The organism is Sphingomonas sp. S2M10 (assembly GCF_012650175.1).
In the GTDB taxonomy this organism is placed as follows: domain Bacteria; phylum Pseudomonadota; class Alphaproteobacteria; order Sphingomonadales; family Sphingomonadaceae; genus Sphingomonas.
The window spans coordinates 88,103-103,377 of sequence record NZ_JAAILI010000022.1 but is presented as its reverse complement, the minus strand read 5'-3'; the positions used below and the strand labels follow the sequence as shown (position 1 = coordinate 103,377).

The following is a 15,275-nucleotide window of genomic DNA, read 5'->3' as shown; positions in this document are numbered from 1 at the left end:
TCCCGGCGGAAGCCGGGAGCCATTCGCCACGCCTTTTCAGCAAGAGCCGCACCGACGACCCCAATGGATCCCGGCTTTCGCCGGGATGACAAGGGATCAAGCCTTCAGCTGGGCGATGTGCCGGTCGATCACATGGCCGAGCACCGTCATCGGCACATTGCCGCCGAGCAGCAGCGCATCGTTGAACGCTCGGAAATCGAACCGGTCGCCGAGCGCGGTCCTGGCCTGTGTCCGCAGCCGGTTTATCGCGGTATGGCCCACCTTGTAGCCGCAGGCCTGGCCCGGCCAGGAGCAATAGCGGTCCACTTCGCCCTGCACTTCATCCTCGGACGAGCCATTGGCCTCGACGAACCAGCGGATCGCCTGCGCGCGCGTCCAGCGCTTGGCATGCAGCCCGCTGTCGACCACCAGCCGGCAGGCGCGGAAACCCAGCGACTGCAGATATCCCAGCTTTGCCGCCGGATTCTCGGCATAGACGCCCAGCTCGTCGGCCAGCTGCTCGGCATAGAGCGCCCAGCCTTCCGAATAGGCGTTGAACTGCAACAGCGAGCGGATCAGCGGCATCTTGAAGGTATATTCGCCCTGCCATGCATGGCCGGGGATCGCCTCGTGATAGGCGAGGTCTGGCAGGCTGAAGCGGGTCCAGATCCCGGTCGACCGCAGGTTGATCCATAGCCGGCCCGGCACCTTGCCGTCGATCGTGCCGGGGCCGCCATAGGCGCCCGCCGCGCCGGCTTCCTCTACCGGCGAGATGCGCTTCACCTCGACATTGCCGGGCACGAGCGTGTGGAAGGCCTGCGCCATCCGGCCGCGCATGTCATCGATGCTCCGTTGCAGAATCTGGATGATTTCGGCGCGACCTGCGTCGGTCTCGGGGAAGGCGAAGCGCTTGTCGGTGGCGAGACCGCGCATCCGCGCGCCGACCGATCCTTGCGTATAGCCAAGCATCTTGAGGATCGCGTCCATCTCGGCCTGCAGCTCGGCGAGCTGCGCCTTGCCCATTTCGTGGACCTCGTCCGGCGACATGGTCGTGGTGGTGCCGGCGCTCAGCGCCCAGGCGTAATAGGCGTCACCGTCCTTGAACTTCCATACACCGGCATCCGAAGTCGCGCGGGCGCGGTGCTTCTCCAGTTCGGCGATCTGGCGGTCGAGCGCAGGGGTGACCTGCTCGGCGGCGATCTTCGTCGCGCGCGCCTCATAGCCGTCCGCGATTGTCGTGGTGCGCTTGGCGAGCGATGTCACCACATCCCATTTCGCCGGATCGCCGCTGCGGGCGAGGCGGATCTGTTTCAGGCACTTGTCGAGCAGGAAGTCGGGCGCGATCACGCCGACGCTCGCCGCCTGTTTGAGCCGCTCGGTCTCCCCATCCAGCGCACCGGCATAGGCCTGGAGCCGGTCGCAATAGGCATCGGCATCGTCGCGCGTGGCGATCTGGTGGTCGCTGTCGAGCATTTTCGGCACGTCGATATAGGCGCCGACATTCTGGATCACGACATAGGGGCTGTTGCGCCAGCTCCCCACGGCCACGTCGCCGTACGGGAAGGACATGCCCTTCAGGCCATTGGCATAGGCAGTCTGGATCACGTCGAGATGGACGCGCATCTCTGGGCTGACGGCATCGACGTCGATCCGCGCGATCTCGGCGAGCGTGGCCTTGAGATGCGCCGCCATCCTGGCGACGCCTGCGGGGCTGCGATCGCCGAGCCGGTGCTTGAGCGCGGCGCGCGCGCCCTTGTCGATGCCGAGCCCGGTCGCCCCTTCGGGGTTGAGCACCAGCAACGCCTCGGCGGTGCGATCGATCAGCGCCTGGGCCGGGGTTTCGGCAGGCGCGGCGGCAGCAAGCGCGGGGCGCGCCGCCGCGGAGGTGGCCAGCAGGGCGCTCGATCCGAGCAGCACGTCGCGGCGGGTGGTACGCATCAATGGGACCTCGATAGTTTCAATTCTGGGGAAGGGCGGGGAGCGGCTCAACGCGGAGCGTCGCCCCATCGGCACCGGTGATCCGAACCCGCGCGCCAGCAGGACTATCCGGCCCGCGCGCCGGCCATTCGCCATCGCCGACGCGCACCCGGCCGCCATGCGCGCTCACCGGCTCCACAACGGTGACGACCTCGCCGACCAGCCGGGCGACGCGATCGTTGAGCAGCGGATCGGTGCTTGCGACCGGAAAGTCGCGATACCAGCGCCGGCCGATCAGCACCGCAACCGCCGACCAGCCGGCAAAGCCCAGCAGCTGCCCGGCGACCGGCAGCTCCGGGAAGAGCAATGCCAGCGCGCCCATGATCGCGGCCGCGGCGGCGAGGAACACCAGGAACACGCCGGGCACCACCAGCTCGGCGATCCCGAGCGCAACCGCGGCGATCAGCCAGAGCAGGGCAGGGTGCTGCAGCCAGTCCACCGTGGCGATCAACCCTGTTGGTCGAACGGGCCGGGGCGGCGGGCCGGCGGCGTGGTCGGGGTGGAGGGCTTGGGCGTGCCGCCGGACAGCGCGTCCTTGGCCAGCTCGCCGATACCGCCCAGCGTGCCGATCAGCTGCGTCGCCTCGACCGGGAACAGGATCGTCTTGGCATTGGGCGAGGTAGCGAACTTGCCGACCGCCTCGACATATTTCTGCGCGATGAAATAGTTTAGCGATTGGCTGCTGCCGGATTCGATCGCGTCGGACACCAGCTGGGTCGCTTTGGCCTCGGCCTCGGCAGCACGTTCGCGCGCTTCGGCATCGCGATAGGCGGATTCGCGGCGACCCTCGGCCTCCAGGATGCGCGCGGCCTTCTGCCCCTCGGCGCGGAGAATCTCGGACGCGCGGGCGCCCTCGGCTTCGAGGATGTTGGCGCGCTTCTCGCGCTCGGCCTTCATCTGGCGACCCATCGCGTTGACGATGTCCGCCGGCGGACGGATGTCCTTGATCTCGACGCGGGTGATCTTCACGCCCCACGGCGTCGTCGCATGGTCGACCACCGAGAGCAGCCGCGCGTTGATCTCGTCGCGCTTGGACAGCGTCTCGTCCAGGTCCATCGAGCCCATCACGGTGCGCAGATTGGTTGTCGTCAGCTGGAGCAGCGCGACATAGAGGTCGGACACCTCATAGGCGGCCTTGGCGGCGTCGAGCACCTGAAAGAACACCACGCCGTCGGTGGAGATCATCGCATTGTCCTTGGTGATGATTTCCTGGCCCGGAATGTCGATCACCTGCTCCATCATGTTCACCTTGCGGCCGACACGGTAGAAAAAGGCGGGGTAGAAGTTGAAGCCGGGCGCGGCGACGGTGGTGAAGCGGCCGAAATGCTCGATGGTGTACTGATAGCCCTGGGTGACGATCTTCACGCTGGCCAGCAGGTAGAAGAGCACCAGCGCCACCAGCCCGGCCAGAAACACGAAAAGCACGTCCATACGCCCCGACTCCCCTCGCAATGGGACCTAGTGCTAGCATAGAGAGGCGCGATGACCAGCATGGCTCTCGCCCCCCGCACCGCCCTGTTTCTCCCCGCCTCGAACCCGCGCGCGATCGCCAAGGCGCGCACGCTCGACTGCGACATGGTGATCCTCGATCTGGAGGACGCAGTGAAGCCCGAGGACAAGGATGCGGCACGCGCAGCGGCCGTCGCCGCGGTGGCGGAAGGGTTCGGGGATAGGCTCACGGCGATACGCGTCAACGGCGTCGACGCCGCCGAACATGCCGCGGACCTCGCCGCCATCGCCGGATCGGCTGCCGCGCTCCTCGTGGTGCCGAAGGTGGAAGATGCCGCCACGATCGATCCTATCGCGCGCGCAACCGGCAAGCCCGTGCTGGCGATGATCGAGACGCCAAAGGGGCTGCTCGCCGCATCGGCAATCGCGGCCGTGCCGGGTGTGGCGGGGTTGATCGCAGGCACCAATGATCTGAAGGCGACGCTGGGCATTCCGTCGGCCGCAGGGCGAGGCGGACTGTCGCTGGCACTGCAGACGATCGTGCTGGCGGCGCGCGCCGGCTGCGTCTGGGCGCTCGACGGCGTGTACAACGCGCTGGCCGACAGCGAGGGGCTGGCTGCGGAATGCCGCGAGGGGCGAGCCTTCGGCTTCGACGGCAAGACGCTGATCCACCCCGGGCAGATCGCCGCCGCCGCGCTGGCCTTCGCGGCGACGGACGCGGAGATCGCCGAAGCGCGGGCGCTGCTCGCGGCCTTTCGCGGCGGTGCCGAACGGTTCGGCGATCGCATGATCGAAGCGATGCACGTCGCGCAGGCGCGCGCGCTGTTGCACCGCGCCGGAGACGGCAAATAAATCTCGCCGCCGCGTGCATGCCGCCTCCGTATGTCTCCTATGTCTGTTGTATGGACATGCACGATCTCGACCGAGCGTTGCTCCAGGCGATTGGGGCGATCGAAGCGTTGCTCGCAAGACCCTGCTGCGACGTCGCAGAGCTGTCGCGCATCCGATATCAGACGGCTCGGGCCGTTGCCGCCCGTCGGCGCGCGGTTGATCTGCTGGTCAATGCCGCTGCCGCGCAGGGCGGGGCGCAGGGTGAGAAGATCAAGGCGCTGCGTGGCGGCAGCCTCGACATGCGGATGTTCTATACCGACCATATCAGCGCCTGGCCAACGCCCCGTGCGATCGCCGAATGGCCGGAGTACGTTACGGCATCCCGCAAGCTCGGCGACATCATCCGCAGGCAGGTGCAGATCGAGCGCGCGCTGCTCTATCCGGAAGCGGGGCCGGTGCCGGCCTGAAGCTGCCCCCTAGCGCATCTGCACCCTTGCGGTTACATGGGCCGCCAACATTCGACTCAAGGATTTGGCGCTCCCCATGGAAATCCCCCTCGGCCTGACATTCGACGACGTCCTCCTCTACCCGGGCGAATCCGAAATCGTGCCGAGCATGGCGGATACCCGCACCCGGGTGACCAAGGAGCTCTCGCTCAACATCCCCATCCTTTCCTCCGCGATGGACACGGTCACCGAAGCCGACATGGCGATCGTGATGGCGCAGCTGGGCGGCATCGGCGTGCTCCACCGCAACATGGAAGTGGACGAGCAGGTCGAGGCGGTTCGCCTGGTCAAGCGCTTTGAGAGCGGCATGGTCGTCAACCCGATCACCATGGCGCCCACCGGCACGCTGGCTGAGGCACAGGCCCTGATGGCGCGGCACCGGATCAGCGGCATCCCGATCGTGGAAGCCGATGGCAAGCTGGTCGGTATCCTTACCAATCGCGACGTCCGTTTCGCCGAGAACCCGAACCAGCTCGTCTCCGAGCTGATGACGCACCAGAACCTCGCCACGGTAAAGCTGGGTGTCGCACAGGAAGAGGCGCGCCGGCTGCTCCACCAGCGCCGGATCGAGAAGCTGCTGGTCGTCGACGACGCCTATCGCTGCGTCGGGCTGATCACGGTGAAGGACATCGAGAAGGCGGTTACCTATCCGCACGCCACCAAGGACGCGACCGGCCGCCTGTGCGTCGCCGCGGCGACGACGGTTGGCGACAAGGGCTTCGCGCGTACGGAGGCGCTGGTCGATGCCGAGGTCGACCTGATCGTGATCGACACCGCGCACGGCCATAACAAGGACGTAAGCCGCGCGGTCGAGCGGGTGAAGAAGCTTTCCAACCGCGTCCAGGTGATCGCCGGCAACATCGCGACGGCCGAAGCCGCACGCGCATTGATCGACGCCGGCGCGGACGGCCTCAAGGTCGGCATCGGGCCGGGCTCGATCTGCACCACCCGCGTCGTCGCCGGCGTCGGCGTGCCGCAGCTCACCGCTGTCATGGACGCCGCCAACGAAGCTGCCAAGTCGGGCATTCCGGTGATTGCCGATGGCGGCATCCGCACCTCGGGCGACATCGCCAAGGCGCTCGCCGCCGGTGCCGGTGCGGCGATGATCGGCTCGCTGCTCGCGGGTACCGAGGAGGCGCCGGGCGAGACCTTCCTGTACCAGGGTCGCGCCTACAAGTCGTATCGCGGCATGGGCTCGGTCGGTGCGATGGCCAAGGGCTCGGCCGATCGCTATTTCCAGCAGGACATCAAGGACCAGCTCAAGCTCGTCCCCGAAGGCATCGAGGGCCAGGTGCCGTACAAGGGCCCGGCGCGCGATGTGATCCACCAGCTGGTCGGCGGCGTGAAGGCGTCGATGGGCTATGTCGGCGCGGCCACGCTCCCGGAGTTTCAGAAGAAAGCGCGCTTCGTGCGCATCACCAATGCTGGCCTCAAGGAAAGCCACGTCCACGACGTGACGATCACCCGCGAGGCGCCGAACTACCCGACGCGCTGAATTTCGTGCCGGTCGCCGCAGGGCCTTCGCCCTGGGCGGCCGGTGGCCATGGGCTCGCGTCGGCGGCGTGGCTGACACGGTTGCGCCCGTCGCGCTTGGCAGCATACAGCGCCCGATCTGCCTCCCGATACAGGCCGGTGAACTCGTCGTGACGGCCGACCTCGGCCACGCCGATGCTGATCGTCACCGCCCGTTCTCCGATGCTGGCACGATGATCGCATGCGGCGATTTCCTGGCGGACATGATCGGCGAAGCCGACCAGTGCTTGGCCGGAGAGATGCGCGACCATCATCGCAAACTCCTCGCCGCCCAGTCGGGCCACCGTGCACATCGGGCCCTCCCATCGCGCCAGCCTGCTGGCGATCGCGCACAGCACGACATCGCCTGCCGCATGGCCATGCTCGTCGTTGATCCGCTTGAAGCGATCCACATCGATCAGCAGCAGCGCAATCGGCGCACCATCGGCTGCGGCGATCTGCATCAGCGCTTCGGAGGCATCGACGAAGCCGCGGCGATTGCGGATACCGGTGAGGGGATCGCGTTCGGCGAGCGCGCAGGCGCGGGCCTCGGCCGCAAGGGCCACGTCGCGCTCGGCGCGCAGCTTGGCGAGGCGGCGGCTGGCGGCGATCGACAGCCAGATGGTCTGCCAGGCCGACGCGAACAGCACCAGGATCTGCGGCCCGCCGCCCCAAAGGCTGCTGCCGATATCGACCAACTGCGTCAGCGCCAGTGCCGCCGAGGGGATCGACCAGGCGCCGATCAGGTCGCGCGCTTCGGGACTGCCCCGTCGAAACCCCCAAGCGAGGCAGAGCATCGCGCAGAAAAGAGCGCCCAGCACCGCGACTGCCAGCAAGGGGGCAAGGCTCTCGAGCATCGCGCCCCGAACCAATGCTGCGGGGATGCCGATCAGCAGGACGATGGCGGCCAGCGCCAGTGCTGCCTGTTTGAGGAAGCGTGGTGCCATGCCGGGGGCCAGCGCCGTGGTGATGCTGAGCGTCGCGAACGGGATCGACAGGACCGAAAGTGCCGTGGAAAGCTGGGCTGCCACGGTGCCGGCAAGTCCCGGCGCGACCAGAAGGGCGAACTGCGACCAGGAGAGACCCCACAGAAAAACGGTGCCGGCCCAGGCCCCCTGCCAGGCGAGATACTGGCGGCGAACACCCATTGCGAGGGTGAGATCATAGAGTGCGCCAGCCAGCAGCAGCGTCAGCGCTGCCCCGACGAGTCCGGCGAGCATTGTGGTCTCGACATCCGCCTCGCCTGCCCTCACCAGCCGCATGCGGAGGAGCGGATAGCTGCTCAGGCGATCGATCCGCAGCGTGATGCGGTTGAGGTCGACCTTGCCGTTCTGCGGACGAAAGGCGATTTGCGCGCCGGGCCGCCAGTGATCGCCAAACGCTCCGCTGCGCACATGTTGCGTCTCGGATGTGCCGTCCGCATAATCGAAACGCACCAGCATCCTGTCGAACCGCGTGTTGTGGACGAGTAGCGTCGACGTCTGACCGGCATGCGCGGGAGCGCGCACATCAAAGCGCAGCCACAGGCTGGCCGATTGATAGCGTTGTGGTTTGCCTGTGCAATCGAAAGGCAGGCGGCGCCCGACAGAATCAGGTACATCCCGCGTGCTGACGGCGTGGCAAATCGCGGAATGCGCTGTGGTGGGCCGCGCCCACGCATCGGCGCGAGCCGCCATCAGGCACAGCAGGCCTACCACCATGCAACGAAACAGCACCACACCGGCCGGGCTTCGCACGGAAACCTCTACCCCCAAGAATAGCACGCTCCCATCCTGCGCGCGGGCCCGTTTACAAAGGTTTGCTCTTCGGCGCCATCCATCTGGAAGCCGGGGTTCGCCGGGGTGGCTTTGCATTCGTCCCGCATTGGGCCTAGCGCTCCTGCCATGACACCTGCCGCGCGCGTACAAATGGCCATCGACATTCTCGACCTCATCCTTGCGGCGGCACGCGATCGCGGTGCGGCGGCGGACGTAATCCTGGCACGCTGGTTCGCCGAGCGCCGCTTCGCCGGTTCGAAGGACCGCCGCGCCGTCCGCGCGCTGGTTTATGATGCGATCCGGCATTCGGGTGAAATCCCGATATCGGGGCGTGCCGCGATGCTGGCAGTCGCGCAGCAAAGGCCGGAACTGGCCGCCTTGTTCGATGGCTCGCACTATGGTCCTGCACCGATCGCCGAAGGCGAGGCGGTGGCCGGGCAGGGCATCGCGCCGGCCTGGCTTGAGGCCGCGTTTGAGGCATCCGGGCTCGACGCCCGGGAGCGGGCGGCGTTGCTCGATCGCGCGCCGCTTGATTTGCGGGTCAACCGCCTGAAGACGACGCGCGACCTTGTGGCTCCGCTATTCGACGGCGCCGAACCGCTCGACATCGCGCCCGATGCCCTTCGCCTGCCCGAGGACACGCCGGTCGATCGCAGCGAGGCCTATGCCGCAGGGCAGTTCGAGGTGCAGGACGCCGGCAGCCAGCTGGTGAGCGTGCTCGCCGGGGCGGCGCCGGGGATGACGGTAATCGACCTCTGCGCGGGCGGCGGAGGCAAGACGCTGGCGGTAGCCGCGGCCATGGCGAACCAAGGCAGGATCCTCGCCTGCGACGTCGATCGTCCGCGCCTGTCGCGGCTGATGCCGCGTGCCGAGCGCGCGGGCGTCACCATCGCCGAGACGCTGTTGCTCGATCCCGGTCGCGAAGCGGAGCGGCTGTCGGAATGGCGCGAGCGTGCGGATCTGGTGGTGGTGGATGCGCCCTGCTCTGGCACGGGCACGTGGCGCCGGAATCCCGAGGCGCGCTGGCGGCTGACGCCCGCCCAGCTCGAACGCTATGTCGATACGCAGGCGCACCTGCTCGATGTCGCCGCGCGGCTGGTGCGGCCAGGCGGGGTGTTGATCCACATCGTGTGTTCGCTGCTCGACGCCGAAGGAGCGGGGCAGGTCGAGCGGTTTCTGGCCGCGCAGCCGGGCTGGTCCGCGGTGCCGCTCGCCGCGCCGACGGGGCGTCCGCGTGGCGATGGCCTGCGGCTGACGCCGCTGCACGACGGCACCGACGGGTTTTTTGTCGCGAAGCTGGTGCGGCAATGCTAGCGCAGGGCCATGGAGTTTCGGAGATGTTGATGCGGTTCACGACGATCTCGGTTGCGGCGGCACTGCTGGTGCTGACGGTCTCGACCAGCCTCCACGCCCAGCGGCCGGACAGCCAGCTCGATCCGCGCTCGGTCGAGCTGGTGCGCCAGGCGCGCGGGGCACAGGCGGCGGGCAATCTCGGCGGTGCGAACGATCTGCTGGAAAGCGCGCTGACCGTCGATCCGCGCAATCGCGAGGCGTTCGTGCTGCTCGCCGACATCGCGCGGGCGCAGAGCCTGCCGGGCAAGGCGATCCGTTTCTACGGCGAGGCGCTGAAGCTCGATCCCAATGACCTCACCGCCTTGCGCGGCCAGGGTGAGGCGATGGTCGCCAAGGGGGCGACGACGCGCGCGAAGGACAATCTCGCGAAGATCAGGACGATCTGCAAGGCCGGCTGTGCCGATGCGACCACGCTGGCGGCGAGCATCGCCAAGGGTCCGCCGCCGACGCCGGTGGCCACCCCGACCCCGGTTGCCGCCAATAGCAACCCGGGCACGGATAACGCCAAGCCCTGACCTCGCTCAGCTGGGGGCGATCGCCGCCTCCAGTGCCCGGGCGCGGCTTTCCTGCGCCGCAATGATCGCGCCGGCGCGCTCCATCGCCGCCTGGAGCGCCGGATAGTCCGGCGCCCCGGTCTGGGCACGCTCGATCCGCAGCTGGTCCATGTCCGCCAGCGTGACCGCCGTGCGCGAGCGCAGTCCGTCCAGCACGCTGAGCGCCGTCTGCGCGTCGAGCCAGGGGCTTGAACCCGCGGCCATGCCGCGGGCGCGGGCGACCTTGGCCTCGGCTTCCTTTGCCGCCGCCTGAAAATCGCGATCGGTGGAAACGATGGTGGCGGTGAGGGTCCCGATCCGCGCGTCCAGCGCCGGATCGGGGGTCAGTTGCGGCACCTGGCGCTCCGGCTCGGTGAAATTCAGCCCTTCGTTCGCCCGCGGGAGCAGCGAAGGATAGCGCGTGCTGGTCTGGGCGCAGCCGGCGAGAAGCGCCGCGCCGAGGGCGAGAAGGGGAAGCGATCGCATGGCGCTGCCATATGCCTGTGGAAAACTTGGCGCAACGGGGTTGCGCTCCTTCCCATCCGCCGATAAACGCTCGCCTCCACCAGGCGCCCGTAGCTCAGCTGGATAGAGCATCAGACTACGAATCTGAGGGTCGGACGTTCGAATCGTTCCGGGCGCGCCACTCCCCCGCCAGAGCCTAGCTCGGCGGGGGTTTGTGTTTCTGGTCAGGCTTGTGTTTCCAGGCTGTCGAGGATGCGGGCGCCGGCCATGAACACGGCGATCGGGCACACCGCGAACAGCAGCTTTCCGCCGATACCCGGATACAGGCTCATGTAATGGAAGCCGCGCTCGACTGCGCCGTTGGCGAGCCCGAAGATCACCAGGAACGCTTCGAACTTCGACTTGATTACAAACAGACGGCCGAGGCGGTACAGCATGGCCGACAAGCAGCAAGCGGCGTGCCAGCCGCAGAAAACTTCGGCATTTGCCCGATCGGTCATGGTAAACTGTCAAGTAACCCGACAAGATCGACCGCTTCGAGCAGTGCCCCGTGCGCACCTTCGATGCGCGCGATCAGCGCCGGGTCGGCGATGGCATGAGGATCGATCGCCTCGGGCCAGTGCGCCTCGATGACGGCGGCGATGCGGTCCAGACGGGCATTGTCGACCAGAAAGCGGGGATCGACAGTCGCTGGATCGGCCACCACGCGCAGCCGCAGACAGGCAGGGCCGCCCCCATTCGCCATCGACTCGCGAACATCGACCACCTCGACCCGCCGGATCGGGCCGTTGCCCGCCACATGTGCTTCCAGCCAGTTCCACACCGCGGGGGTGTCCCGTGCTTCGCCGGGCACGATCAGCGCGGTCTCGCCCCCGGGCAGCGTGACCAGCTGGGCGTTGAAGAGGTAGGACGCGATGGCGTCGGCCAGGCTGACCTCGGCGGCGGGTACCTCGACGATTTCCACCTCGGGCATGGCGGCGCGCAGCGCGCCATAGAAATGTGCCTTGTCGGCAAAGGCGTGTTCGTGCGCGAACAGCACCCGGCCGTTGGCGACCGCGACCACATCGTTGTGGAAGGCACCGGCCGCGATCGCCTCCTCCGATTGCTGCACGAAGAGGGTCCGCACGGGATCGAGCAGATGCCGCCGCGCGATAGCGGCGCTCGCATCCGGATGCTGGCGTGCCGGGAAGGGGCCCCCGGCGATGCCGTAGACGAATATCTCGACTCCCGGCGCATCTGGCGCTGCGGTCAGGCGCATGTGGTTGGCGGCGCCTTCATCACCGAACGGGGCTGGGACGGGGTCATGCACGGCGAAGGCAGGGTTGGCGAAGGCGAGCCGGAGCTGCGCCAGGGTCTGCGGCCATTCGTGGCTGCGGTGCGGCATCGTCACGAGATTGGCGACGCTCAGATGGCAGCGGCCGTCGGCGGTGTCTGGCGCCGGTGAGACGGTGGCAGCGTTGGCCGCCCACATCGGCGAGGCGGAAAGCGCCTGGGCCTGACTGTGCGGCGGGGCATGGGCATAGTCGAGCCCGAGCTGCGCCAGCCACGGTCGGTTCGGACGCGCGTGCGGCAGGAAGATGCCCTGGTGCAGCCCCAACGCAAGATTGGCGCGCATCTTGGCGATGCCCTGCAGCGCCGCCGCCTTCGGGTGTGAGACCTCGCCGCGATTGCGGGTTGCCGCCAGATTGCCGGGGCTGAGACCGGCATAGTTATGACTGGGGCCGACGATCCCGTCGAAGTTGATCTCGACCAGCATCAGCGTGCCACCCACAATATCGGGTCGCCGATCGCCAGGCCCAGCGTGGCGGCGCATACCGGGTCTATCACCACGCCGCCGTCGGCCTGGCCCACCTGGGCAAGTGCCGACCGGAACTCGGAAAGCGTGCCGGTCGCGACCAGTGCCGGCTCTCCGCCGCTCCCGATCGCTGCGATCGTCGCCGACTGGGCTTCGCGCACCGTCTTCACCTGGCCGGTACGCGCCGTCATGGTCGGGCCGCCATCGAAGATGTCGATGTAGCTTTCATACGCAAATCCCTCATTTTCCAGCATTCGCATAGCGGCGCGACCAGAAGGGTGGGGTAGGCCGATCACCGAGCGCGCCGACTCCGGCAGCATCGCCGTGTACACCGGGTGCTTGGGCATCAGATCGGCGATGAACTGGTTGCCATGGGTTGCGTTGAATTCGTCCGCCTGCTGAAAATTCATGCCGAAAAATCGCCCGGCAACACCGTCCCAGAAGGGCGAACCGCCGGCTTCGTCGATCACGCCGCGCAACTCGGCGAGGATGCGGTCTGCAAAGCGCGCGCGATGCTGGGCGATGAACATGTAGCGGCTGCGCGCGAGCAACAGGCCGAGCCCGCCGGCCCGCTCGCCCGGGTGGAGAAACAGGCCGCCCACTTCGCTACAGCCTTCAAGATCGTTGACCAAACTCAGGATTTCAGCGCGAAAAGTTCGCTTGAGCTCCTGGCTGTGCTTGGTCACCGTCCCGATCCGGTAGCTGTAAAAAGGCCATTTCTGGCCGACCCGGGTGAAGATCTGGCAGGTGCCGCGAACCTCGCCGGTCTCGGCATTTTCGAGGATGAGCACGAACAGATCGTCCACGGCATCCTCCGTATCGCTGCGGGCAAAGGCGGCATGGCTGCGATCCAGCTTGGCTCGAAGAGCGGGCTTGTCCGGCGGCAAATTCGTGAAACCACCGCCAGTTAGCTTCGCCATCTCATAGAGGGGTTGAAGATCCTCGTCGCGTGCGGCGCGGATGCGGAAGCTGTTCACGGCCGGCCTCGTTCGGCCAGACGAAGGATGGTGAGGACCGAGAGTGCAGCGCGCTCGGGCAGGCTTTCGGGGATCAGAAATTCCTCCGTCGAATGAATGGCGCCGCCGCGGGCGCCCATGGTGTCGACTACGGGCACGCCGCAGGCCGCGATGTTGTTGCCATCGCACACGCCCCCGGTCGCCTTCCAAGCGATCGGGATGTCGAGATCGCCGCCCGCGTCGCGCACCAGGTCGAACAGGCGCGCGGCGCCCGCGTCGATCGGCTTGGGCGGGCGGTTGAAGCTGCCGTGCAGCGCGATCCGAACGTCGTGATCGGCGGCCACACGGACGATCGCCGCCTCCAGCGCCGCCTGGGCCCGCGCGGTGGCGGCAGCATCGCCCGGACGGAAATTGACCCGCAAAATGGCGAGTTCCGGCACCACATTGTTGGGGCCGCCGCCGTCGATCCGCGCCGGGTTGACCGACAGTCCGGGCGCCTTCGCCTCGGCCAGCATCACCGCCAACGCTGCCGCGGCGACAAGCGCGTTGCGACCCTCCTCGGGATTGCGGCCGGCATGGGCGCTGCGGCCGTGAACCACCAACGAGAAATTGCCGGTGCCGCCCCGCGCGCCGGCCAGCGTGCCGTCCGGGAGCGCCGGTTCATAGGTGAGCGCAGCCGCCTTGCCCTGCGCCGCGCGCGCGATCAGCGCCCTGGAGGAGAGCGAACCCGTTTCCTCGTCCGAGTTGATCAGCACCGTGTAACCAAAGCGCGCCGCGAGCGGGCTGGCCTCGGCGGCTTCCAGGGCGGCGAGCAGCAGCGAGAGGCCGCCTTTCATGTCGGCAGCGCCGGGCGCGTTGAGGCGGCCGTCTTCCAGCCAGTGGATCGCCTGGAAGGGGTGATCGGCGCCGAACACCGTGTCCATATGGCCGGTGAACAACAGCTGCACCGGCGCCTCGGGCCGTACCGTCACCAGCAGATGGCGGCCATGCGCCAGCGGCTCGACGATTCCGCCGGGCGTCACCGTTTCCACCGGATCAGGCGCGACCAACTCCAGCGTACCGGGCAGCACCGAAAAGGCGTCGGCCAGCGTCGTCGCCATGCTCGCGAGCCCGGCCATATTGCGCGTGCCGCTGTTGATGGCGGCCCACGCCATGGTCCTCTCCAGCATCGGCGCGGCTTGTGCGCGCTCGATCGCCGTCCGTTCGATCGCGGATAGCATTCCCATGCGGACCTCGTAGCCCGGAACCGGGGCGGTTGAACACCTCGGTCGAGGTCAGAAATCGACGACGAGGGCCGCCCGGCTGGTGGTGTCGGTGGTCAGGCGACCGAGCGGCGGCGCGCTTTCATATTGCACGGTGTAGCTGAACTGGGCGGAAAGCGGTCCGATCAGACGGGCCAGCAGCGCCGACTTGGTCGCGACGGTGCTGTTGTCCTTTTCGACATAGGCAGAGGCCGTCTGGGTAAGCGACATTCCGCGCGACAGCCTCCACGCAAAATCGAGCGAGCCGCGTGCGGCGATGTTGTTCTCGGTCGGCGCGCCGATGAAGCGGGTGTAGCGATAGGCGGGCCCGAGTTCGAGATCGAGCTTGATCGCCGAACTCTTGATCGCGCTGTAGCCGGCACCGGCGGAAATCGAGACGCGGTCGCCGAAGCCCGAAAAGCGATCGCTTTCATATTGCGCGGCGCCGTACATATAGGCGCGGTCGTCGAACTTCCAGTTCGGCTCATAGGCAGCGAGGTAGCGCTCGCGCGTCGTCACGCCCAAGCTCTGCTGGTAATCGGCCTGGATGCGCAACTTGTGGCGCCATTCGATGCCCTCGCGCTTTACTTCGGCCGCCGCGGTGAGGCCAACATTCTCCGAATTGCCGGTCTGCACATAGCCGCCCAGCTCGACATGGCCCTTCACCAGGTCGAGGAAATGCGCCTCGCGCAGCGCCTGCTGGGTCACCTCGCGGCGTTTCGCGCGCCACTCGCCGGCCATCTTGGACACGAGCGGCGCACTCGCCGGATCCGCCGTACGCGCATATTTGACGATGACCGCGACATCGGCCTCGTTGCCCGAACTCATTGCGGCGTCGAGCATCGCCTTGATCGTCGGCGGGATCGGCGGATCCTGCGTGTTTGCAAGCAGCAGCGGGAAGGCAAGGAGCAGGGCACGCAT

15 protein-coding genes and 1 tRNA gene are annotated in these 15,275 nt (G+C 67.6%); 6 read left to right on the top strand and 10 right to left on the bottom strand.

All coding sequences use genetic code 11. The features are described 5' to 3' along the window. Window positions 1-96 precede the first annotated feature (96 nt). The 3 genes from S2M10_RS06505 to S2M10_RS06495 are packed head-to-tail and all read right to left on the bottom strand — an operon-like array spanning window position 97 to window position 3,387. Window positions 97-1,917, bottom strand: a complete 1,821-nt coding sequence (locus S2M10_RS06505; protein WP_168845380.1) for a DUF885 family protein — start codon at window positions 1,915-1,917, stop codon at window positions 97-99. A gap of 19 nt (window positions 1,918-1,936) precedes the next feature. Continuing rightward, window positions 1,937-2,407 (bottom strand): NfeD family protein, encoded by a 471-nt coding sequence (locus S2M10_RS06500; protein ID WP_247650674.1) that lies wholly within the window; start codon window positions 2,405-2,407, stop codon window positions 1,937-1,939. Next, window positions 2,404-3,387: an SPFH domain-containing protein gene (locus tag S2M10_RS06495; protein WP_168845379.1), complete on the bottom strand. Its 984-nt coding sequence runs from the start codon at window positions 3,385-3,387 to the stop codon at window positions 2,404-2,406. Before S2M10_RS06495 ends, S2M10_RS06500 begins: the two co-directional genes overlap by 4 nt. 51 nt (window positions 3,388-3,438) lie before the next feature. On the opposite strand from S2M10_RS06495, the gene S2M10_RS06490 reads away from it, so the two are divergent. The 3 genes from S2M10_RS06490 (at window position 3,439) to guaB (ending at window position 6,237) form a co-directional block, all read left to right on the top strand. After that, window positions 3,439-4,257, top strand: a complete 819-nt coding sequence (locus tag S2M10_RS06490; RefSeq protein WP_168845378.1) for a CoA ester lyase — start codon at window positions 3,439-3,441, stop codon at window positions 4,255-4,257. A gap of 56 nt (window positions 4,258-4,313) precedes the next feature. Beyond that, window positions 4,314-4,703 (top strand): hypothetical protein, encoded by a 390-nt coding sequence (locus S2M10_RS06485; RefSeq protein ID WP_168845377.1) that lies wholly within the window; start codon window positions 4,314-4,316, stop codon window positions 4,701-4,703. A gap of 76 nt (window positions 4,704-4,779) precedes the next feature. Continuing rightward, entirely contained in the window at window positions 4,780-6,237 is a 1,458-nt protein-coding gene (gene guaB / locus S2M10_RS06480) for an IMP dehydrogenase (RefSeq protein ID WP_168845376.1), read from the top strand. Here guaB and S2M10_RS06475 read toward each other — a convergent pair. Beyond that, complete coding sequence (locus S2M10_RS06475) at window positions 6,203-7,696, bottom strand: GGDEF domain-containing protein (protein WP_247650673.1); 1,494 nt, start codon at window positions 7,694-7,696, stop codon at window positions 6,203-6,205. The two genes, guaB and S2M10_RS06475, sit on opposite strands and share 35 nt — an antisense overlap. Before the next feature lie 441 nt (window positions 7,697-8,137). Here S2M10_RS06475 and S2M10_RS06470 point away from each other — a divergent pair, with 441 nt between their 5' ends. Then, window positions 8,138-9,325, top strand: a complete 1,188-nt coding sequence (locus S2M10_RS06470) for an RsmB/NOP family class I SAM-dependent RNA methyltransferase (protein WP_168845375.1) — start codon at window positions 8,138-8,140, stop codon at window positions 9,323-9,325. Between the two features lie 29 nt (window positions 9,326-9,354). Continuing rightward, the gene (locus S2M10_RS06465) at window positions 9,355-9,879 is read left to right on the top strand and encodes a hypothetical protein (RefSeq protein ID WP_168845374.1); all 525 of its coding nucleotides are present in this window, start codon (window positions 9,355-9,357) and stop codon (window positions 9,877-9,879) included. A gap of 6 nt (window positions 9,880-9,885) precedes the next feature. Here S2M10_RS06465 and S2M10_RS06460 read toward each other — a convergent pair whose 3' ends face one another. Then, window positions 9,886-10,383 carry a hypothetical protein gene (locus tag S2M10_RS06460; protein ID WP_168845373.1) on the bottom strand — a complete coding sequence of 166 codons (498 nt, stop codon included), beginning with the start codon at window positions 10,381-10,383 and terminating at the stop codon, window positions 9,886-9,888. An 83-nt stretch (window positions 10,384-10,466) separates the two neighbouring features. Here S2M10_RS06460 and S2M10_RS06455 point away from each other — a divergent pair. After that, window positions 10,467-10,543 (top strand) — tRNA-Arg (locus tag S2M10_RS06455). 43 nt (window positions 10,544-10,586) lie between these two features. Here the strand turns inward: S2M10_RS06455 and S2M10_RS06450 are convergent. Genes S2M10_RS06450 through S2M10_RS06430 form a run of 5 tightly spaced genes read right to left on the bottom strand, consistent with a single transcriptional unit; the run spans window position 10,587 to window position 15,275 of the window. Next, window positions 10,587-10,799: a hypothetical protein gene (locus S2M10_RS06450; protein WP_168845442.1), complete on the bottom strand. Its 213-nt coding sequence runs from the start codon at window positions 10,797-10,799 to the stop codon at window positions 10,587-10,589. A gap of 59 nt (window positions 10,800-10,858) precedes the next feature. Further along, window positions 10,859-12,118: an N-succinylarginine dihydrolase gene (locus S2M10_RS06445; protein ID WP_168845372.1), complete on the bottom strand. Its 1,260-nt coding sequence runs from the start codon at window positions 12,116-12,118 to the stop codon at window positions 10,859-10,861. Then, window positions 12,118-13,077 (bottom strand): arginine N-succinyltransferase, encoded by a 960-nt coding sequence (locus S2M10_RS06440; RefSeq protein ID WP_247650680.1) that lies wholly within the window; start codon window positions 13,075-13,077, stop codon window positions 12,118-12,120. The genes S2M10_RS06445 and S2M10_RS06440 overlap by 1 nt, the downstream gene beginning before the upstream one ends. A gap of 53 nt (window positions 13,078-13,130) precedes the next feature. Further along, on the bottom strand, window positions 13,131-14,339 hold the full coding sequence (locus S2M10_RS06435; protein WP_168845370.1) for a hydrolase: 1,209 nt from the start codon (window positions 14,337-14,339) through the stop codon (window positions 13,131-13,133). Window positions 14,340-14,387: 48 nt separating this feature from the next. Next, the gene (locus tag S2M10_RS06430) at window positions 14,388-15,275 is read right to left on the bottom strand and encodes a DUF481 domain-containing protein (RefSeq protein ID WP_168845369.1); all 888 of its coding nucleotides are present in this window, start codon (window positions 15,273-15,275) and stop codon (window positions 14,388-14,390) included.

Excerpts from the sequence above, each read along its gene's own strand:
- S2M10_RS06505 (WP_168845380.1), bottom strand. The coding sequence starts at position 1,917 with ATGCGTACCACCCGCCGCGACGTGCTGCTCGGATCGAGCGCCCTGCTG.
- S2M10_RS06495 (WP_168845379.1), bottom strand. The coding sequence starts at position 3,387 with ATGGACGTGCTTTTCGTGTTTCTGGCCGGGCTGGTGGCGCTGGTGCTC.
- S2M10_RS06490 (WP_168845378.1), top strand. The coding sequence starts at position 3,439 with ATGACCAGCATGGCTCTCGCCCCCCGCACCGCCCTGTTTCTCCCCGCC.
- S2M10_RS06485 (WP_168845377.1), top strand. The coding sequence starts at position 4,314 with ATGCACGATCTCGACCGAGCGTTGCTCCAGGCGATTGGGGCGATCGAA.
- guaB (WP_168845376.1), top strand. The coding sequence starts at position 4,780 with ATGGAAATCCCCCTCGGCCTGACATTCGACGACGTCCTCCTCTACCCG.
- S2M10_RS06475 (WP_247650673.1), bottom strand. The coding sequence starts at position 7,696 with ATGCTGGTGCGTTTCGATTATGCGGACGGCACATCCGAGACGCAACAT.
- S2M10_RS06470 (WP_168845375.1), top strand. The coding sequence starts at position 8,138 with ATGACACCTGCCGCGCGCGTACAAATGGCCATCGACATTCTCGACCTC.
- S2M10_RS06465 (WP_168845374.1), top strand. The coding sequence starts at position 9,355 with ATGCGGTTCACGACGATCTCGGTTGCGGCGGCACTGCTGGTGCTGACG.
- S2M10_RS06460 (WP_168845373.1), bottom strand. The coding sequence starts at position 10,383 with ATGCGATCGCTTCCCCTTCTCGCCCTCGGCGCGGCGCTTCTCGCCGGC.
- S2M10_RS06450 (WP_168845442.1), bottom strand. The coding sequence starts at position 10,799 with ATGCTGTACCGCCTCGGCCGTCTGTTTGTAATCAAGTCGAAGTTCGAA.
- S2M10_RS06445 (WP_168845372.1), bottom strand. The coding sequence starts at position 12,118 with ATGCTGGTCGAGATCAACTTCGACGGGATCGTCGGCCCCAGTCATAAC.
- S2M10_RS06440 (WP_247650680.1), bottom strand. The coding sequence starts at position 13,077 with ATGGCGAAGCTAACTGGCGGTGGTTTCACGAATTTGCCGCCGGACAAG.
- S2M10_RS06435 (WP_168845370.1), bottom strand. The coding sequence starts at position 14,339 with ATGGGAATGCTATCCGCGATCGAACGGACGGCGATCGAGCGCGCACAA.
- S2M10_RS06430 (WP_168845369.1), bottom strand. The coding sequence starts at position 15,275 with ATGCGTGCCCTGCTCCTTGCCTTCCCGCTGCTGCTTGCAAACACGCAG.